At 58.9% G+C, this 19,113-nt stretch carries 18 protein-coding genes and 3 pseudogenes; 10 read left to right on the top strand and 11 right to left on the bottom strand.

Annotated elements, in window-relative coordinates:
• Nucleotides 1-36: 36 nt before the first annotated feature.
• The gene (gene trhP, locus ACYZT0_RS16885; protein ID WP_462042206.1) at nucleotides 37-1,362 is read left to right on the top strand and encodes a prephenate-dependent tRNA uridine(34) hydroxylase TrhP; all 1,326 of its coding nucleotides are present in this window, start codon (nucleotides 37-39) and stop codon (nucleotides 1,360-1,362) included.
• A 163-nt stretch (nucleotides 1,363-1,525) separates the two neighbouring features.
• Here the strand turns inward: trhP and ACYZT0_RS16890 are convergent, their stop codons facing one another.
• A complete protein-coding gene (locus ACYZT0_RS16890) occupies nucleotides 1,526-1,756 on the bottom strand; it encodes a hypothetical protein (RefSeq protein WP_462042207.1) in 231 nt (76 codons plus the stop codon).
• A 92-nt stretch (nucleotides 1,757-1,848) separates the two neighbouring features.
• Nucleotides 1,849-2,562, bottom strand: coding sequence for a FadR/GntR family transcriptional regulator (locus ACYZT0_RS16895; RefSeq protein WP_462042208.1), 714 nt, complete (start codon nucleotides 2,560-2,562; stop codon nucleotides 1,849-1,851).
• Nucleotides 2,563-2,841: 279 nt separating this feature from the next.
• Between ACYZT0_RS16895 and ACYZT0_RS16900 the strand changes: the two genes are divergently transcribed.
• The 3 genes from ACYZT0_RS16900 to ampC all read left to right on the top strand — a co-directional run bounded on the left by ACYZT0_RS16900 (nucleotide 2,842) and on the right by ampC (nucleotide 6,829).
• Nucleotides 2,842-4,188 carry an MFS transporter gene (locus tag ACYZT0_RS16900; protein WP_462042209.1) on the top strand — a complete coding sequence of 449 codons (1,347 nt, stop codon included), beginning with the start codon at nucleotides 2,842-2,844 and terminating at the stop codon, nucleotides 4,186-4,188.
• Nucleotides 4,189-4,212: 24 nt separating this feature from the next.
• Nucleotides 4,213-5,556, top strand: coding sequence for a glucarate dehydratase (gudD, locus tag ACYZT0_RS16905; RefSeq protein WP_462042210.1), 1,344 nt, complete (start codon nucleotides 4,213-4,215; stop codon nucleotides 5,554-5,556).
• A gap of 115 nt (nucleotides 5,557-5,671) precedes the next feature.
• Nucleotides 5,672-6,829: a class C beta-lactamase gene (gene ampC, locus ACYZT0_RS16910; protein WP_462042211.1), complete on the top strand. Its 1,158-nt coding sequence runs from the start codon at nucleotides 5,672-5,674 to the stop codon at nucleotides 6,827-6,829.
• A 104-nt stretch (nucleotides 6,830-6,933) separates the two neighbouring features.
• Here the strand turns inward: ampC and ACYZT0_RS16915 are convergent, their stop codons facing one another.
• Together ACYZT0_RS16915 and ACYZT0_RS16920 are read right to left on the bottom strand one after the other, a co-directional pair.
• Complete coding sequence (locus ACYZT0_RS16915; RefSeq protein WP_462042212.1) at nucleotides 6,934-7,302, bottom strand: DUF6124 family protein; 369 nt, start codon at nucleotides 7,300-7,302, stop codon at nucleotides 6,934-6,936.
• A 434-nt stretch (nucleotides 7,303-7,736) separates the two neighbouring features.
• Nucleotides 7,737-8,285: a DUF4174 domain-containing protein gene (locus ACYZT0_RS16920; RefSeq protein ID WP_462042213.1), complete on the bottom strand. Its 549-nt coding sequence runs from the start codon at nucleotides 8,283-8,285 to the stop codon at nucleotides 7,737-7,739.
• 180 nt (nucleotides 8,286-8,465) lie between these two features.
• Between ACYZT0_RS16920 and ACYZT0_RS16925 the strand changes: the two genes are divergently transcribed.
• A complete protein-coding gene (locus ACYZT0_RS16925) occupies nucleotides 8,466-8,834 on the top strand; it encodes a VOC family protein (protein WP_462042214.1) in 369 nt (122 codons plus the stop codon).
• A 20-nt stretch (nucleotides 8,835-8,854) separates the two neighbouring features.
• Here ACYZT0_RS16925 and ACYZT0_RS16930 read toward each other — a convergent pair.
• The 5 genes and pseudogenes from ACYZT0_RS16930 to ACYZT0_RS16950 all read right to left on the bottom strand — a co-directional run.
• Nucleotides 8,855-9,508: pseudogene (locus tag ACYZT0_RS16930) on the bottom strand (sensor histidine kinase); the annotation flags it as partial.
• 75 nt (nucleotides 9,509-9,583) lie between these two features.
• A pseudogene (locus tag ACYZT0_RS16935) lies at nucleotides 9,584-11,065 on the bottom strand (GAF domain-containing protein); the annotation flags it as partial.
• On the bottom strand, nucleotides 11,062-11,661 hold the full coding sequence (locus ACYZT0_RS16940; protein ID WP_462042215.1) for a biliverdin-producing heme oxygenase: 600 nt from the start codon (nucleotides 11,659-11,661) through the stop codon (nucleotides 11,062-11,064). The gene ACYZT0_RS16940 and the pseudogene ACYZT0_RS16935, both read right to left, overlap by 4 nt.
• Nucleotides 11,662-11,846: 185 nt before the next feature.
• Entirely contained in the window at nucleotides 11,847-12,632 is a 786-nt protein-coding gene (locus ACYZT0_RS16945; RefSeq protein ID WP_462042216.1) for a sulfite exporter TauE/SafE family protein, read from the bottom strand.
• Between the two features lie 102 nt (nucleotides 12,633-12,734).
• The gene (locus ACYZT0_RS16950; protein ID WP_462042217.1) at nucleotides 12,735-13,484 is read right to left on the bottom strand and encodes a hypothetical protein; all 750 of its coding nucleotides are present in this window, start codon (nucleotides 13,482-13,484) and stop codon (nucleotides 12,735-12,737) included.
• A gap of 238 nt (nucleotides 13,485-13,722) precedes the next feature.
• Between ACYZT0_RS16950 and ACYZT0_RS16955 the strand changes: the two are divergent.
• The 3 genes and pseudogenes from ACYZT0_RS16955 to ACYZT0_RS16965 form a co-directional block, all read left to right on the top strand.
• Nucleotides 13,723-13,956, top strand: a pseudogene (locus tag ACYZT0_RS16955) (galactose-1-epimerase); the annotation flags it as partial.
• Between the two features lie 168 nt (nucleotides 13,957-14,124).
• On the top strand, nucleotides 14,125-14,946 hold the full coding sequence (locus tag ACYZT0_RS16960; protein WP_462042218.1) for an aldo/keto reductase: 822 nt from the start codon (nucleotides 14,125-14,127) through the stop codon (nucleotides 14,944-14,946).
• Nucleotides 14,947-14,975: 29 nt separating this feature from the next.
• Entirely contained in the window at nucleotides 14,976-15,446 is a 471-nt protein-coding gene (locus ACYZT0_RS16965) for a DUF1810 domain-containing protein (RefSeq protein ID WP_462042219.1), read from the top strand.
• Here the strand turns inward: ACYZT0_RS16965 and ACYZT0_RS16970 are convergent.
• Nucleotides 15,411-17,771: a DNA polymerase II gene (locus tag ACYZT0_RS16970; protein WP_462042220.1), complete on the bottom strand. Its 2,361-nt coding sequence runs from the start codon at nucleotides 17,769-17,771 to the stop codon at nucleotides 15,411-15,413. The two genes, ACYZT0_RS16965 and ACYZT0_RS16970, sit on opposite strands and share 36 nt — an antisense overlap.
• An 84-nt stretch (nucleotides 17,772-17,855) precedes the next feature.
• Here ACYZT0_RS16970 and ACYZT0_RS16975 point away from each other — a divergent pair, with 84 nt between their 5' ends.
• Both ACYZT0_RS16975 and ACYZT0_RS16980 read left to right on the top strand, forming a co-directional pair.
• Nucleotides 17,856-18,020 carry a hypothetical protein gene (locus ACYZT0_RS16975; RefSeq protein WP_462042221.1) on the top strand — a complete coding sequence of 55 codons (165 nt, stop codon included), beginning with the start codon at nucleotides 17,856-17,858 and terminating at the stop codon, nucleotides 18,018-18,020.
• A gap of 9 nt (nucleotides 18,021-18,029) precedes the next feature.
• Nucleotides 18,030-18,470, top strand: coding sequence for a CBS domain-containing protein (locus ACYZT0_RS16980; protein ID WP_462042222.1), 441 nt, complete (start codon nucleotides 18,030-18,032; stop codon nucleotides 18,468-18,470).
• A gap of 12 nt (nucleotides 18,471-18,482) precedes the next feature.
• Here ACYZT0_RS16980 and ACYZT0_RS16985 read toward each other — a convergent pair whose 3' ends face one another.
• Nucleotides 18,483-19,106, bottom strand: a complete 624-nt coding sequence (locus ACYZT0_RS16985; RefSeq protein WP_462042223.1) for a glutathione S-transferase N-terminal domain-containing protein — start codon at nucleotides 19,104-19,106, stop codon at nucleotides 18,483-18,485.
• Between the last annotated feature and the right edge of the window lie 7 nt (nucleotides 19,107-19,113).

Below are 19,113 nucleotides of genomic sequence, written 5' to 3' on the forward strand. Positions count from 1 at the left end.
CGCTTACTCTCGGCGGCTTTTGCGACCGACACTGCCATGATCCTGCTCCCCCCGGAACTGCTCGCCCCCGCCGGCACCCTGAAAAACATGCGTTATGCCTTCGCTTATGGCGCCGATGCGGTGTACGCCGGTCAGCCGCGCTACAGCCTGCGGGTGCGCAATAACGAATTCGATCATGCCCATCTCGCCCTCGGTATTCACGAGGCCCAGGCTCAGGGCAAGCGCTTCTATGTGGTGGTGAACATCGCCCCGCACAACGCCAAGCTAAAAACCTTCCTCAAAGACCTGGCGCCGGTGATTGCCATGGCGCCGGACGCGCTGATCATGTCCGACCCGGGCTTGATCATGCTGGTCCGCCGGCATTATCCGCAGATGCCGATTCACCTTTCGGTACAGGCCAACACGGTGAACTGGGCCAGTGTCGAGTTCTGGCAGCAACAAGGCTTGAGCCGGATCATCCTGTCGCGGGAACTGTCCCTGGAAGAAATCGCCGAAATCCGCGAGCAGGTCCCGGCGATGGAGCTGGAGGTGTTCGTCCACGGCGCCTTGTGCATGGCCTATTCCGGCCGCTGTCTGCTATCGGGTTATATGAACAAGCGCGACGCCAATCAGGGCAGCTGCACTAACGCCTGTCGCTGGAAGTATTCGGCGCAGCCGGCCACGGAAAATCAGCTTGGCGAGATCGTGCAGACCTTCCAGCCTGAACCGACCCTGGGCATCGGCGCCCCGACCGATCAGGTGTTCCTGTTGCAGGAAGCCAACCGGCCCGACGAACTGATGCCGGCCTTTGAAGACGAACACGGCACCTACATCATGAATGCCAAGGATCTGCGCGCGGTGCAGCACGTCGAACGCCTGACGCAGATGGGCGTGCACTCATTGAAAATCGAGGGCCGGACCAAATCCCACTTTTACTGCGCGCGGACCACTCAGGTTTATCGCCGGGCGATCGACGACGCGGTGGCCGGTCGCGAGTTCGACCGCAGCCTGATGACGGATCTGGAGTCCCTCGCTCAGCGCGGCTACACCGAAGGTTTTCTGCGGCGGCATGTGCATGACGAATACCAGAACTACCAGCACGGCAGTTCGGTGTCGGAGCGGCAGCAGTTTGTCGGCGAGCTGACCGGTGAGCGGCGTGACCAGATGGCGCAAGTCAAGGTGAAGAATCGATTTGGCCTGGGCGATCACATGGAACTGATGACACCCAAGGGCAACTTCCAATTCGACTTGCATCAGCTGCAAAACGTCAAAGGCGAGCCGATCGAGGTGGCACCGGGGGATGGGCACACCGTGTACCTGCCGATTCCGGATGCGGTGGATTTGGGGTTTGGGTTGTTGATGCGGGATGTGGGCACAGTTTAGATTCATGTGCAACTGGCGCTGGGCAAGCCAGCTCCCACAGGGTCTGTGGCGATCACATTATTCTCATCCGACTCGAAACCTGTGGGAGCGGGCTTGCCGGCGATGAACGATGACGCGGTTGAACTGCACGGCATAAAAACCCGGCGCACTGGCCGGGTTCTGTTTATCGCCTGTCATCGGACAGCGGTGTTGGCTCATCTGCCGGAGGAACGTCCTCGCCCGCCTCAGGATCCATCCAGTCTTCAGGTCGATCTGCGTCAGCCTCGGCCGGGTCCCGCGAAGGGTCCATGCCGGGTGGCGCGTCATGATCCAGGGTCGGCTCGTCAGTGCCGGGCATGGGTCTGGAAGGGTCGGTATTGGGCGTTCCACCCTGGAACATCGAATCGTTAGCCATGACGCACCTCACTGATGAGGTCCAGCAACTCTGGGCCGTACTCGTTGGAAGCAGGGCCGCGAATGAGGTGCTATCGAGTAGACAAACGGCTGTCAGCGATCTGCCGAAAACCGGTCGCGACTGTTGGTCAGGTGCAACCACATGGCCGCCCGCGCTGCATCCGGATCCTGGCGTTTGACGGCGTTGAGAATCGCCTCGTGCTCAAGGTTGGCCAGTTGCCCGAGCTTGCTCAAGTCCACTGCGCCGCGCTCGGCGGCATTGACGCGGGTTCGCGGGATCATGGCGCTGCCCAGGTGCTGCATGATTTCGGTGAAGCACACGTTGCCGGTGGCTTCGGCGATCAGCAGATGGAAACGCTTGTCGGCTTCGACGCAGCTGTCATTGTTGGCCAGCAGGCGCTGATAGTCGTCTAGCGCATCGCGCATCTGCGCCAATTGATGATCCGTGCGACGGGTTGCAGCCAGTGCGGCGGCCTGGGTTTCCAGACCCATGCGCAACTCCAGAATGCTGCGCACCCCCAGCGCGGTATCGACGTTCAACCGAAGTCCCTGCTCCGGCGCTCGCTCAATAACAAAGGTGCCAATACCGTGCCGTGTCTCCACCAACCCGGACGCCTGCAGCTTCGAGATCGCCTCGCGCACCACCGTGCGACTGACCCCATGCTCCCGAACAATCGTGTTCTCGGACGGCAGCTTGTCCCCGGGCAGCATTTGGCCGAGCAAGATGCTCTGGGTCAGTGTGGCGACCAAGTCATAGGCCAGGTTGTGGGTGCGCTTGCGGGCAGGCGCGTCGAGGTCTTCTTGCATGGCGATCATCCGAGAGCAGGGCTAACGGAATCGTAGCACTGCGGCTCGGCGGGAATCTCAGAAAACCGTCGACAGCTTGTATGACAACATTCAACAGAGACGGCCTCAGCGGCCACAAATCAGCCGCCGAATAACCGCAAAAGAATAAAAGTTCTTTTATACATCGCCATTTTGTTGGCCCGCGGCGCTTGCAGTGCGGAAAAATGTAGTTGTATGATGTCTATCAACATCGCAGTGCCGCCACACCCCGCATAAAAATAATCAGTGGGAGATAACCAAGTGAATACATCCATATCCGGGATGAACGATGGCGCCAATTCGGTCCTGAAGTCCGCCATCTCGAAAGTGAAACGCCATGTCTTGCCGCTGTTCGTGATCATGTTCATCGTCAACTACATCGACCGCGTGAACATCGGCTTCGTCCGTGCCCACATGGAACATGACCTGGGGATCGGCGCTGCCGCCTACGGCCTCGGTGCCGGGTTGTTCTTCATTGGTTACGCGCTGTTTGAAGTCCCCTCCAACATCCTCCTGCAAAAAGTCGGCGCACGAATCTGGTTGACCCGCATCATGCTGACCTGGGGCCTGGTGGCCGCTTGCATGGCGTTCATCCAGAACGAAACCCACTTCTACATTCTGCGATTCCTGCTGGGCGTGGCCGAAGCCGGCTTCTTCCCCGGAGTGATTTATTACTTCACCCGCTGGTTGCCCGGTGTGGAGCGCGGCAAGGCGATTGCCATCTTCCTCAGCGGTTCGGCCATTGCTTCGCTGATCTCTGGTCCGCTGTCCGGGCTGCTGCTACAAATCAACGGATTCGGCATGCACGGCTGGCAATGGATGTACTTCATTGAAGGGCTGTTCTCAGTCGGGCTGTGCGTGTTCGTCTGGTTCTGGCTGGACTCCAAACCCCACGACGCCAAATGGCTGAGCCGGGAAGAACAGGACGCTCTGGTCAAAGCCATCGACGACGAACAACTGGCCCGCGAAGCCGCGACGCCGATCAAGCCTTCTTTAAGCACACTGCTCAAGGATCGCCAGATCATCCTGTTCTGCCTGATCTACTTCTTCATCCAATTGACCATCTACGCCGCGACCTTCTGGCTGCCGAGCATCATCAAAAAGATGGGCGACCTGAGCGACATACAGGTTGGGCTGTTCAATTCGATTCCGTGGCTGCTGTCGATCATCGGCATGTACGCCTTCGCTTCGCTGTCGGCCAAATGGAAGCATCAACAAGCCTGGGTCGCCGCTGCCCTGCTGATCGCGGCGGCCGGAATGTTCATGTCCACCACCGGCGGGCCGATCTTCGCTTTCGTTGCGATCTGCTTTGCTGCGCTGGGCTTCAAATCGGCGTCGTCGCTGTTCTGGCCGATTCCCCAGGCCTATCTGGATGCACGAATCGCGGCAGGCGTGATCGCGCTGATCAACTCGGTGGGCAACCTCGGCGGCTTCGTCGCACCGACCACGTTCGGTCTGTTGGAAGAACGCACCGGTTCGATTCAGGGCGGGCTGTACGGCCTGGCCGCGACCTCGATCATTGCCGCGATAATCGTCTTCGCCGCACGCAATAAACCGAAACCCGCACCGGCTGTTGCTCTGGGCAAACCAGCGCCCAAGCACGCCTGAATATCTGTGTTGAAGGACATGAAAATGAACGCACAAGAAGCCGCAAAAGCCCCGATCATCACCAGCATGCAGGTTGTCCCGGTGGCCGGCCACGATGGCATGCTGCTCAACCTGAGCGGCGCTCACGGGCCGTTTTTCACCCGCAACATCGTGATCCTCAAGGACAACGCCGGTCACACTGGCGTCGGTGAAGTACCGGGCGGCGAGCGCATTCGCCAGACCCTCGAAGACGCTCGTGAGTGGGTGGTCGGCAGTCCGATTGGCACTTACCAAAAGATCCTCAATCAGGTACGCCAGACTTTCGCTGATCGCGATGCCGGCGGTCGCGGGCTACAGACGTTCGATTTGCGCATCACCATCCACGCCGTCACTGGCCTTGAAGCTGCGCTGCTTGATCTCTTGGGCCAGCACCTGGACGTGCCGGTGGCCGCTCTGCTCGGCGAAGGCCAGCAACGCGACGAAGTGAAGATGCTGGGTTATCTGTTTTATGTCGGTGATCGCAACGAAACCGATCTTGCCTACCGCAGCGAACCGGACGCCGACAACGACTGGTTTCGCGTGCGTCACGAAAAAGCCATGACCGCCGACGCCGTGGTCCGCCTGGCCGAAGCCGCCCACGCCCGATACGGGTTCAAGGACTTCAAACTCAAGGGCGGCGTGCTCAGTGGCGATGAAGAAATCGAAGCCGTCACCGCCCTGGCCGAACGCTTCCCCGACGCGCGCATCACCCTTGATCCGAACGGCGCGTGGTCACTCAAAGAAGCCATTCGCCTGTGCCGAGATCAGCATCATGTGCTGGCTTACGCCGAAGACCCGTGCGGCGCGGAGAACGGTTACTCCGGACGTGAAGTCATGGCTGAATTTCGTCGAGCCACGGGTCTGAAAACCGCCACCAACATGATCGCCACCGACTGGCGGGAAATGGGCCACGCGATCCAGTTGCAATCGGTGGATATCCCGCTGGCCGACCCACACTTCTGGACCCTGCAGGGTTCGGTCCGCGTGGCGCAGATGTGCCATGAATGGGGCCTGACCTGGGGCTCGCATTCCAACAACCACTTCGATATTTCCCTGGCCATGTTCACCCACGTCGCAGCGGCCGCACCGGGTGAAATCACCGCCATCGACACCCACTGGATCTGGCAGGACGGTCAGCGCCTGACCAAAGCGCCGCTGCAAATCGTCGGCGGCTGCGTGCAGGTGCCGAAGAAACCCGGGTTAGGCGTCGAACTGGACATGGATCAGGTGGCCAAGGCTCATGAGCTGTACAAAGGCATGGGATTGGGCGCGAGGGATGACAGCGTGGCGATGCAGTTTCTGATGCCGGGATGGAAGTTCGATAACAAGCGGCCGTGTCTGGTGCGCTAATTCAGCGGTCGCACCTGGCCTATTAACAATCAGCCCGGCCCGTCTATGGGCGCCGGGTTTAAAAACCGCTCGGAGCGTAGCGTTTAACACCCTAAAATGGCACGCAATCGAATCAATGACGGACAAAACCAACATGGATAGGCTGAAGACTCTCGCCGTTTGCGTGGCGGTGCTCGCCACCGGCCAATGTGTCGCACAGGATCAAATCGAGACGGTGGTGAATGCCGCCATACGACCGGTCATGCAAGCCCAGGCCGTCCCCGGAATAGCCGTGGCCATCACCGTCAACGGCCAATCGCATTACTTTAACTACGGCGTGGTCTCGAAGGAAAACGGCAAAGCCGTCACCGAAGACACCCTGTTCGAGATCGGTTCGGTGAGCAAAACCTTCACCGCTACCCTCGCCGCCTACGCTCAGGCCACCGGCAAACTGTCCCTGTCCGACAAGGCCAGCAGCGTTCTGCCGGAACTGCGTGGCAGCGCGTTCGATCACATCAGCGTGCTGCAACTGGGCACCTACAGCGCCGGCGGACTGCCGCTGCAATTACCCGGCGATGCCGATGCACCGGACAAGATGCTCGGCTATTTCAAGCAGTGGAAACCGACCTATGGCGCCGGCACCCATCGGCAGTATTCAAACCCGAGCCTGGGGTTGTTCGGTTATCTGGCGGCCAAAAGCATGGGTCAGCCGTTTGATGAGCTGATGGAAAAGTCCTTGCTGCCGAAACTCAGGTTAAAGCACACCTACCTCAAGGTACCACAGGCTCAAATGGGACTTTATGCTCAGGGTTACAACAAGGATGACAAGCCTGTGCGGGTTGGGCCGGGGGCACTGGATTCGGAGGCTTATGGCGTAAAAACCAGCGCCGCGGACCTGATTCGGTATGTTGAGGCGAACATGAAACCGACCAGCCTTGAAGATCCGCTGCAGCGGGCAATTGCTACGACACATACCGGTTACTACAAGGTTGGCGAGATGACTCAGGGGTTGGGCTGGGAGTACTACAACTACCCGGTCACCCTCGATACATTGCTGGCGGGTAACTCGACGCAGATGGCGATGGAGGCGCACGAAGCTCAGTGGCTGACCCCGCCGCAACCTCAACCAGAAAACGTATTGATCAACAAAACCGGCTCAACGAGCGGCTTCGGGACTTACGTGGCGTACGTGCCGTCGAAAGACATCGGCATCGTGATCCTGGCCAACAAGAATTATCCGAACCCGGAGCGAATCAAGATCGCTCACAAAATATTGAGCGCACTACTCAAATAGATCGTTCTCTGGAGACAATCACTTGCCTGTCGCGCGGGGGTCAATATCAGTAATAGAAAATGGGCGCCCCCTTTCAGATCGCCCATTGTTGTTACTCCGTCAGCTCAATGCCGAGTCGGCGGCTGAGCGTCAGGCGCATCGCTTCTCGGATCAAGATTTTCCCGTGCCTGATTCACCAACAACTCGGCGACCGACGCCAATTGCTGAATCGACAGCAGCACATTGCGGTTCGAGCCTTCCAGTTTGCCGGTAAAATTCGCAATCAGGACATTTAGGGAGGCAAGGGTTTCACAGGCCTGATTTAGCAGGGAAAGTGTGTCGACACAGGGGGCAACAGTGAAGATCTGCTTGGTCGTGGCGGTACGCCTGGGACTTCGGATGACTGCGTCTTTTGAGGTTTCACACAGCTTCGCGGGATCGAGATGATCGGCGTCGGTTAGGGTTTGCGGTTGATTCTTGCTGAATTTTTTCACAGACGAGGCTCCTTTTTGTGCCATTGGTGTTTTTCGTCCCTGGATCCCTCAATGTCGCGGACTCACACGTCCTACGTGATTTTGCGGTGGCTGACGAAGGGTAGCGGTGCGCTCTGACAGAAACCAGTTCATGAAGTCCGACAGGACTTGAAGGAAATTTCCGAGACCAATAGAAGCCAATACATCTCTCCCTGGAACACCCGGTTTTTTTAGCAGCTGCCGAGCAAAAAAATGGGCGACCTCTTGAGGTCGCCCATTTTTCACTGTTGTGTCTGCAATCGTCGCCCGATCACATCCATCAAATCACAACCGTCGCGCATCTGAATCGCCAACACCGGCGCGAGCGCTACATTGCGGTTGGAGCTTTCCAGTTTGCAGGCGAGATCCGTGATCAGCTGGCGCCGCTTGCATCCGGCGGCTACAAAAGTCTGCTTTTAATCATCCGGCATTTCAGCCGGCTTGGCAGGCTTCGCCGGTTTGCCCGGTTTTGCACCCTTGGCGCCCTTGGCCGGTGCCACCTCGGCGACCGGTGCCGGCGTCGGCACCGAGGCTTCTTTCTCTGTCGCCGGTAATTCGTCGACGGCTTTGAAAAGCTCTGTCAGCTCAATCGCACCCGATTGTTCAAGTTTCTTTTCCCCGTCCTTGCCCACCAGGATGACTTTGCTCTTCGCGCCGGCACCCAACTTGAGCGCGCGGATCAATGCCGCCGTGTCTTGTGGACCCAGGTCTTGGCCGTCGCGCTGGCCCATCAAATTGAGCACGGTATACAGGACCATGTTTCGCTCGGTGAAACCCTTGCGGTTGGCCGGCTCATCCAGCGACTTTTTAAGACTGACCCACGTGGGATCGACCGTACTCGGAGCGATGACAATCAGTGGCCGGGACCTGCCCTTGTCCATATCCAGAGGTGAGTCGCTATCGGCAGCGAACAAGGGGCCGGCGAAAGCCAGCAAAGTAGTCAGGGTCAATGACCTGATGAGCATGCGCATCTCCTTTTGATATCCACGCTCTAATGATTGCGCATCGCGGCGTTCGTTCCGGGTGACGCACCGCAATTGTGTTCCGCCTTGTCCCAAGCTTAGGTCAGGGCGGTCATTGCGCAACAGGCTGAGCTAATCTCATGGCTCAACAACAAAGCCCTGATCCGCCGTGAGGACCTCTGCATGAGCGCTCAGCTGAACCACACCATTGTCTGGTGCCGCGACAAGCAGACATCAGCAAACTACCTGGCAGAAATCCTCGGCCTGCCCAGCCCCGAACCCTTCGGCCCGATGCTGATCGTCAAGTTCGACAACGGTGTGTCACTGGACTTCTACGACAATGACCCGCCGATTGCCTCCCAGCACTACGCGTTTTTGATCGGTGACGACGATTTCGATGCGGCCTTCGCCCGCCTGCAAGCACGAAAACAACCCTGGTGGGCCGACCCCGGCAAGCAACGACCGAACGAGATCAACGATTACGGCGGTGGCCGGCGGGTTTATTTCGATGACCCGGACGGGCATCTGCTGGAGATTCTGACCCGGTCCTAAGCCGCGTCAGCCACCAACGTCGGAATGGAAAAGGTAAACACGCTGCCAATCCCCGGTTCGCTCTCGGCCCAAAGCTCTCCGCCATGGGCCTGCACGATGCTGCGGCAGATGTACAACCCCAGGCCACTGCCGTTGGGATTACCGTCACGAACCGACCAGTAGCGCTCGAAGATGTGCGGCAAATGCACGGCGTGTATACCGCCGCCATTGTCGCGCACCGAGATCAGCACCTTGCCGTCTACCTGGCGGGCGCTAAGGTCAATACGTCCGCCCGAGGGGGTGAATTTAATCGCGTTGCCCAACAGGTTCGACAGCACCTGGAACAACCGCTGGGGATCTGCGTCGATGCTCAATCCTTCAGAACTGCTGCAATTGAGTTCGATGTTTTTGTGGGACGTGAGGGTCACCAGCAACCCACAGGCCTCTTGAAGCAGGTTCACCACATCCAGCGGCTTGCACTCGAGTGGGTACTCGCCTGCATCGAGTTTCGACTTGTCCAGCAGATCGGCAATCAGGGTGTTCATCCTTGCGGTGGCTTCCTCCATGGTGCCCAGGGCCGCGCTCAGGCGCACGGTATGTTTGCCTTCGTCCTTGGCGACCAGGCGCTGCATCATTCCGCATTGCATGATGATAATGGTCATCGGATTGCGCAGGTCATGGGACACAACCGCCACCAACTCATCACGCTTGCGTACTGCTTCATGCTCGCGGAGAACCTGACGGGCGAGGTCGTTTTCGATGGCATTGCGGCGTAGCTCTCTGACCGCATAAGCATCCGCCGCGCTCCATTCGCGCGCCCTGCCCTCCACTTGCTGTTCCCATAGCGCAAAGGATGTACGCGGCTGCAAACGGTTGTCGCCTCCGGCACTGAAATGCTCATCAGGATTGCCGCTCCACTTCATGCTGGATCGCTGTTGCGGGCGGAACCACAGGACGCCGTTGTCCACCGGTTTGGGCAGCACGAACGCCAACAGACCGCTGGCCACGTCACTGTAGAGGGCGCTGGCACCGTGCAGGCCTTGCAGGTGGTCGGTCAACAGCGGCTCGCCGCTTTCCAGGCATTGTTCGCGCACCCACAGGTAAAGGGCTCGTACCTGCTCAACCGTTGGGCACTCACCGAACATCTGCAATCGGTCTTCGATCAATACGGCGACGCCACTGGCCCCGGTCAGGGCTTGCAATGGCTGCGGGTGGTTGAGCAGCCCCTCCAGCACATCGCTGTCAGCCAGGCGCATCGCTGCGGTCAGTTCGTTGATCAGGCGGGATTTCTGTTCACGCTGGCTCTGTTCGTCCCGGGTTTGCAGTGCCGTGATCTGCACGCTGAGCAACTGGGCAATCGCGGCGCACATCGTGCGCACCGAATGGCTCACCAGCAGCGGTTCAGGATGGGCACACGTGATCAGTCCCCAAAGCTGATCGCTCGCAAGCAAAGACAGGCTCATGGAGGCCCGCACACCCATGTTTTCCAGGTATTGGCAGTGCACCGGCGACACGCTGCGCAGGACCGAAAACCCCAGGTCCAGCGGCTGTCCGGTGTCAGGGCGCAACACCGGAAGAATCGGCACCGGTACAAAGCGCGCATCCGGGATCACCCGGATCCAGTTCAGGCGATACAGCTCACGCGCCTGCGGGGGAATGTCCGAGGCGGGGAAACATTGACCCAGATAACCGGGCAAAATCCCACCCAGCGCCTGGCTGATAACTTGCCCATGCCCCGCTGGCTGGAAACGATAAATCATCACCCGGTCGAAGCCGGTCAGGCAGCGGATTTCATCGACACTGACGGTGTACAAGTCGTCCAGCGTGCTGGCTGCCTGCATCCGCCGCAGGGCCCGAAGCAGGATGCCGGTGTTGTCCGGCGCAGCGTCGTGCAACGGCTCCAGCTCAAGAATAATCACGCCGTCATGTCGGTTGAGCGATCCGTTGAACCGCTGCGCCCCCACCTCCAGCACCAACGGATTGGCTTCCTCCAGGTCATGCAACAACAGCGCTTGGCGAACCTGCTCTGCCGCCGTGACACCTGACAGCATCGTCAACGGTTGCTGCAATAACGCCGCCGCCGACTGACCGAGCAACGACGCACAATTGCGGCTGATCTGCTGGATGATCAATTCAGGCTCACTCAGGGCCAGCAGAACGCCATGGGGCTGGATCGACCCCGGAATCCGGATCGCTTCGCGGGCGCACTCGACGAGCGCGGCGTCGAGTTGCTCATCAGTGAGGCGATTCATACCAATACCTCGCAGTGCTCGAGCCAACCTTCGAAGGCCTCGAACGTCGCCTGGGCCGCGGTCACCGACGCCGCCCGTTCAACGGGATCACACACCTCATACAGGCACGCCAGGAAACCGCGCCACATCAACAAGGTCGACGTGCCGTACACCGCAAAAAACCGGCCGCCCGTGTGTTCATCGACACCGAGGCGCGAATACAGGCCGTTGCGCAGCGATTGCCCGCCCAGCGTCGCCCCTTCAAGGACGTACAACACGCCCAGCACATCGGCAATGGAGCGGGGCTGAAAGGAAAACTGGCAGAGAGGGATGGCATCGATGGCGCTAGCGTCCAGACCCAAGGCATACAGATCGGCTTCAAGCGATGGAGTTTTGCTACGGATCAGCCAGTCCAGATCGGGAATGGTCATCGCCATCTGGCACAGCAGGTTTTCCAGCGGCCGATAAAAACCGTAGTAAGCCTCGATCAGGCGGGTGTAGAGCAATAAATCGGCGGTAAAAAACGGAATGCGTTTTTCCAGCACTTGATGCTGCCGGGTCGTGGCGGTGCGCAGCTCACTGAGAATCAGCGGCAGGCTTTTGGGCAGGGCGGTCACGACAGTGTGTCGAAGCAATACCCGGCTTCGTGGCTTTGATATTCAGCGATTAGCGTGTACACGTGCCACCTCTTGTCGATCACGGGGAAATGCCGACAGGTCATTCACGGGTAAATGAAGGCGGGCTTTCCACCGTAGCACCTATACGGCGCAGGAGGTGGTTTGTTTCTGGAACCTGTGTCGGCCTAAAAGGCCAGTTTGTAACCGATCAGCACCAGCATCGTGGCCAGGCAAGGACGCAACACTTCATCGGAGATGCGGCCCGTCAGGTGGCTGCCCAGGTAAATCCCCGGCAGCGAACCGACCAGCAAGTAACCCAGCACGTGCCAATCCATGTTGCCCATGCTCGCATGTCCGAGGCCTGCAACCAGGGTCAGTGGTACGGCGTGCGCGATTTCCGTGCCCACCAGACGGCGGGTCGGCAGCAGCGGATAAAGAATGAACAACGCGACGGTGCCCAGGGCGCCAGCGCCGATGGAGGTCAGGGCAACCATGGTGCCGAGGACCAGGCCGGTGATCACGGTCAGTACATTCAAGCGGTTGCCGTTGGGGTTGTAGTTGCCACCCGCACGCTTATGGGCGAAATCGAGCAGGCGTTTCTTGAAGAAAATCGCCAGCGCCGTTGCAAACAATACAAAGCCCAACGCCTGTTTGATAACAGCGTTCATCGCCTCGGGTGATGCCTGCAAGGTGCTCAGGAACCACAGCGTCAGCGCCACCGCCGGCACACTGCCGAGGGTCAACCAACCGGTAATGGCCCAGTCGATGTTCTTGTTCTTTCTATGAACCAGCACGCCACTGGACTTGGTAATCGCCGCGTACAGCAAATCCGTGCCCACTGCGGTGGCCGGATTGACGCCGAACCACAACAGAATGGGGGTCATCAACGAACCGCCACCCACGCCAGTCATCCCGACAATAAAGCCAACTACCAGACCTGCAACGACTAAACCGAAATTACCGAATTCCATTAACACGCCCACAAAAAACGCATGAAAAATCTGGCCCGCAGCATAGCGATTTTTCTTATAACCACTTATATCGATGCGATCTATCTTTATGCACTTCCTCGCTTACTGCACCGGCAGGAAATTCAAAAACAACAAACTCTGCGCGTAATTCAAACCGATCCGGCGGTAGCGTTCGTCCAGCAACTGCGTCAGCAGGTCCAGCCGCGCGACGATTTTGCCGAACTCCACGGCAAAACTCAGGTTGCTGCCCTCCTCCGAAATTTCGTTGGAGAACAGCAAAGGCTCGCCGTGCTTGTTTTGCCGCTGGCTGAGTATCCAGGTGGCTTTCTCGATGTTGCGGGCAGCGTTGCTGACGAACGTCGGGTTGATCGCATCCGTCATGTAGAACTCGAGCCGATTGCCGTGGGCGGTGACGAGCATGCTGCCGATGGCATAGATGAAAGCACCGACCCGGTCGCCGAGAAATTCCGGGCTCATGGCGTAACTCAGCGCTGCCAGGTCTTTTTTGCCACCCAGGGTCGGCAGCGGCTGTTGCTGTTCGATGGCCATGCGCACTTGCTTGCCAGCGGTGCGGGCATCGAGGAAACCGGATTTTTTCAGCTCGTCCGGGTTGCGAAGGTAGAGCTTGCTCATCAGCAGATAGAGGCTGTCGAGGTTGTCACGCATCGCCAGGGTCGCCATGCGGTCGACGCTCGTCTGGAGGAATTCCTGGGGTTTGCCTTCGCGGAACTGGCTAACGATGTCACTGCCCTGCTGCTGACTGCACCCAGAGGCTGCGAGCATCGACATGCAGGCCAACAGCAGGCAATGGCGGCGGATTGGCGTGGTGGTGAAGGGTAAAACTCGAGCCATGGGTTCTTGAACTTGGGCATTTGCCGGCGGTGGGGATCGCCGCAGGCTGGCCAAGGATAGAGCCGTGAATCCTGAAAAAGTGCAGTGCCGACGGTCCGTAAGCGCTGGGAGCAATTACATTAGTCATACTTTATAATTGCAACAGCTTATACATAAGTTATAAATCCTGCCTTGATCGCATTAAAACGCGCTTATTAGTATTACTACTTATCCAAAAACAACAAAAAGGAAGGTAACCATGCTTCAATTCCGACACCCACTCTGCGCCCTCGGACTGTCCCTGATGATCGCCACCCTCTCCGCCCAGGCTGCGGGCCTGTCCAGCGAACACAAGGTCTTCGGCAAAACCAATGACGGCACACCCGTCGAGCAATACATCTTGCGCAACAGCCATGGCCTGACCGCCACGGTCATTACCTATGGCGACATCCTGCAGTCGCTGAAAGTGCCGGACAAAAACGGCAAGTTCGACTGGACCCGGGCAAGACCTATACCCAGAGCACTGTCCTGAAGTTTTCTGCCCAATAAACCTGCGACGCCGACGCATTTGCTGTTACCGCCTTTTCTGGAATTCGACGGAACCACCGGGCTATTCTGCTGCCCACTGAAGTATCGATTGGAATTCAGAAAGGAGGTTTGGATGCGGACCCTCGAATTGGCCGGCGTCAATGTACCGGTCATCGGCCAAGGCACCTGGCGCATGGGTGAAAATCGTTCCCTCAACACCCAAGAATTAGCTGCATTGCGCCTGGGCATTGAATTGGGCATGACCCTGATCGACACCGCTGAAATGTACGGCGAGGGCGGTGCTGAGACAGTGGTCGGTGAAGCCATTGCAGGCCTGCGTGACAAAGTCTTTCTCGTCAGCAAGGTCTACCCGCACAACGCCAGCCGCAAAGGCATCCCCCAAGCGTGCGAGCGCAGTCTGCGGCGACTGGATACCGATTACATCGATCTCTACCTGCTGCACTGGCGCGGCCAGTATCCCCTCGAAGAAACGGTCGAGGCCTTTGAACGTTTGCGCGAAGAAGGCAAGATTGGTCGCTGGGGAGTGTCCAATTTCGACGTCGACGACCTGGAAGAACTGGCCTCGCCGGCCTATGCCACCAATCAGGTGCTCTACAACCTGGAAGAGCGCGGCATCGAATTCGACTTGCTGCCCTGGTGCCAGCAGCAACACCTGCCAGTCATGGCCTACTGTCCGATTGGCCAGGGTGGGCATATGCTGGTCAATTCAACCCTCAAGCAGGTTGCCGCCCGTCACGGGGTGACGCCGGCCCAAGTATCGCTGGCATGGATTCTGCGACAGGAAGGTGTGATCGCCATCCCCAAAGCGGTCAAACCTGAACATGTGCAACTGAATGCGCAAGCCGCGCAATTACGGCTCGAAGCTGGGGATCTGGAGGCGCTGGACCAGGCCTTTCGCGCGCCACAACGCAAACAGCGGTTGGCCATGGTCTGAGCCATCGCAGTCTGTCAGAGGGCTTCGGCATGAGAAGCACCGATCAGCTCGATTCCTTTAATCTGCAACGCTTTACCCAGGCACAAGACCCAGTGTTCAAACGGGTCAAGGCCGAGCTGAACGCCGGTCACAAGCGCAGTCACTGGATGTGGTTCATCTTTCCGCAATTCGCAGGGTTAGGCGGCAGCGAGATGTCCCGCCACTTTGCCATTCGTTCCAAAGAGGAAGCGGCGGCGTACCTGAATCATCCGCTGCTGGGTTCACGATTGCGCACCTGCACTCAGTTGGTGCTAAACATCGAAAAGAGTTCGATTGCCGCCATATTCGGCCACCCCGACGATCTCAAGTTTCACTCTTCCATGACACTGTTCGCTCAGATTGCCGGCGCTAACAGCGACTTTCATCAAGCACTGGACCGGTATTTCCACGGCATCCTGGATGACTGGACGTTGTTGCTGCTGGATTCAAAACAGGCCCAGTTGCCCCCCAATCAAGGTTGAAAAGTCGTCGTCCACGAAGGGCAGAATCGCGTCCGCCACCGGTTGCAGTTGGCGGGTGACGTAGTGGTCGTAGTCGATGGGCGCGCTGCGGATTTCCAGCGGTTCGGGCCCGGCGACGGTGATCACGTAACTGATCCAGCCACCGTTCTGATATTGTCGCGGGCGGCCCTGCTGGTCGTTGTAATCATCGGCAATCCGCGCGGCCCGCACGTGGGGCGGCACATTGCGCTGATAGTCATCGAGGGTGCGGCGCAGGCGCTTGCGGTAGATCAGGCGGTCGTCGAACTCCCCCGCCAACGTCTTGCGCACGTAGTCGCGTACATAGTCCTGATAGGGCTTGCGATTGAAAATGCGCAGGTACAGTTCCTGCTGGAACTGCCGGGCCAGCGGCGACCAGTCGGTGCGCACGGTTTCCAGGCCTTTGTAGACCATTTCGTCGGTGCCATCGGCTCGGGTCACAAGCCCCGCATAGCGCTTCTTGCTGCCCTCCTCGGCACCGCGAATGGTCGGCATCAGAAAGCGCTTGTAGTGGGTTTCGAACTGCAACTCCAGCGCACTTTCCAGACCGTACTCCTGCTGCACATGCTCGCGCCACCACTGGTTGACGTGATCCACCAGCGCGCGGCCAATCTGTGCGGCTTCCTGCTGACCATGGGCACGGCGCAGCCAGACGAAGGTCGAGTCAGTGTCGCCGTAAATCACTGTGTGCCCCTGGGCTTCGATCAGCTGTCGAGTGCGCAGCATGATCTCGTGGCCGCGCAGCGTGATGGATGACGCCAGGCGTGTATCGAAGAAGCGGCAACCGCTGGAGCCGAGCACGCCGTAAAAGGCGTTCATGATGATTTTCAGGGCCTGGGACAGCGGCGCGTTGTGTTCGCGCTTGGCGGTTTCGCGACCTTCGGCAACCCGGGCGACGATGGCGGGCAGGCAATGCCGGGTTCTTGAAAACCGCGCACCGCGAAAACCCGGCACCGACTCGCTGTCATTGGGATGTTTAAGCCCCTCGATCAAGCCCACCGGGTCGATGAGGAAGGTACGGATGATCGAGGGATAGAGGCTTTTGTAGTCGAGCACCAACACCGACTCGTACAAACCCGGTTGCGAGTCCATGACAAAACCGCCAGGGCTGGCTTGCGGTGGCCGTCCGCCGAGGTTCGGCGCAACGAAACCCTGGCGGTGCATCAGCGGCATGTAAAGGTGAGTGAACGCCGCCACCGAGCCGCCGCTGCGATCCGCCGGCAACCCGGTGACGCTGGCCCGCTCAAGCAGGAAGGTCAGCAGTTCGGTCTTGGCGAAGATCCGCGTCACCAGCTCGCAGTCCTTGAGGTTGTACTTGGCCAGGGCCGGTTTGTCCTCGGCGAACATCCGGTTGATTTCGTCCATGCGCTGGTACGGATTGTCGATCGACTTGCCCTCGCCGAGCAGGGTTTGCGCAACGTTTTCCAGGCTGAACGAGGGAAAACTCCAGGTCGCCGAGCGCAGGGATTCGATACCGTCGATGATCAGCCGGCCGGCGGCCGAGGCGAAGTAATGGTTGCGGCTACCGTGTTCGCGCCAGTGCATTTCTTCGCCACCACGGCCCAGTTTCAGCGGCACTGCCAGACGCCGGGCGTGTTCATGGAGCACGCGCAGGTCGAACTGCACAACGTTCCAGCCGATGATCGCGTCGGGGTCGTGGCGGGCGAACCACTCGTTGAGTTTTTTCAGCAGCAGGGTTCGGGAGTCGCAGTATTCGAGCTGGAAATCCACCTCGCTGTCATCACCGTTGGGCGGGCCGAGCATGTAGACCTGGCGCTCACCACAGCCTTCCAGGGCGATGGAGTACAACTCGCCCTGAGCGGTGGTTTCGATGTCCAGGGATACCAGCTTGAGGCTCGGTCGGTAGTCGGGGTCGGGTTTCATCTGCGCATCGAGCAGTAGGCCCTCGGTATTCGGCGTGCCACTGAACCGGACCGGCGCGGTGATGAAACGCTCCATCATGTAGCGTTCCGGCGGACGCACGTCGGCTTCGAACATGTCGACGCCGGCCTTGCGCAGCGTGGTTTCCAGGCGCATCAGCTGACCGTGCTGCTGGCAATACAAGCCAAGCACCGGACGGTGCTCGAAATCCAGCAACGCCAACGGCCGCAGCTCGACGTTCTTTTCGCCGCGCAGCAGCACTTCGGCTTGCTCTCGTTGTACTGCGGGGATGAACGCCACGGACGGTTGATGAGGCAGGCGGATCCGCTGGGGACCGGCATCGGTCGCCAGCCAGAATTCGACTTCCGTACCAGCCGGGGTATCGCGCCAATGCCGGGTCAGGACGAAGCCCTGCTGTAAATCCACCACTGCAACCTCGAATCTGATTCAGAGGGGGATTCTACGCGGGATCGGGATGGATAGCGTGGAGGCTTAAGGATTTGGCAGCCTGTGGCTCTTGAAGTCGCTGCCGAATTGCAGGCGTTTATCGATCTGGTACGTAAGGTTTTCAGAAGAAAAACCACTGAATGGCGTTTTTTGCGTGTTATCTGCCGCTTTCTCCCTTGCCCTCAGCGCCTGGGTCTACGATTCTTCAAGGACAACGACAACACCTGAGAAACCGCCATGAAAACCGTCGCCCAACTGCTGAAGTTAAAGGCTGAACAGAATCATGAAGTCCACACCATTGCGCCGCATCAAATGGTGCTGGAAGCGCTGATGGTCATGGCCGCGAAAAACGTCGGCGCATTGCCGGTCGTGAAGAATGGCGATGTCGTCGGCATCATCAGCGAGCGCGACTATGCGCGCAAACTCGTGCTCAAGGGCCGCTCCTCCGTCGGTACGCCGGTCGAAGACATCATGGTCTCGCCGGTCATCACTGTGGACACCCATCAAACCGTCGAAACCTGCATGGGCATCATGTCCGACAAACGCCTGCGCCACTTGCCGGTGGTGGAAAACGGTACATTGATCGGCTTGCTGTCGATCGGCGACCTGGTCAAGGAGGCCATCGCCGAACAGGCTGAACTGATTCGTCAGTTGGAACAGTACATCCGCGGCGAATAAGAGCAGCCCTTTTCAGGCTGGCCAATGCCGCGCGAAGACCGGTGCCAATGTCGGGTGCCGGTCGATGCGTTCCAGCCAGGCGAAAAATCCGGGGCGAGCACTGCGTAAATGCTCCCGACTGCCCGCCCATCTGGAAACCACCGCAGCCAGCACATCCAGCGCCCCCGGCGTTTCATCGCCCAGGTACAAATCGCCCGAAAACTGATCGGCAAACACCTCCCAACTCCAGTGCAATCGCGCGCGGGTGCCGGCCATGAGGTTTTGCCTGGACGATTCATCCGCCTCGGCCAACCATCGCTCCGGGTAATCGATGATGCCAATCGCCGAATAGCAATGGCTGACGATGTACACCAGGCCGCGAATGACCTGATCCCGCGCGGCGGCGTTTTTCGGCAGCAGGTTCGACTCGGGAAAGGTGAGCCCCAGATGAATCAGAATCGCCGCACTCTCGGTGAGAACGCTGCCGTCGGGCAATTGCAGTGTCGGAATCTGCTTGAGCGGATTGAGCTTCTCCAGCGCGTGGGTCGCTTCAGGAGAGGACTCAACGTCGATGAAACGGTAAGCAATCTCGCAGAGCTCAAGGGCGGCTTCTATCGCCGCAGCTCCAGAGTTCTTGTGTCCGTAGAGCTGATACATAAACACC

It is taken from the genome of Pseudomonas sp. ZS1P83, from assembly GCF_054897825.1.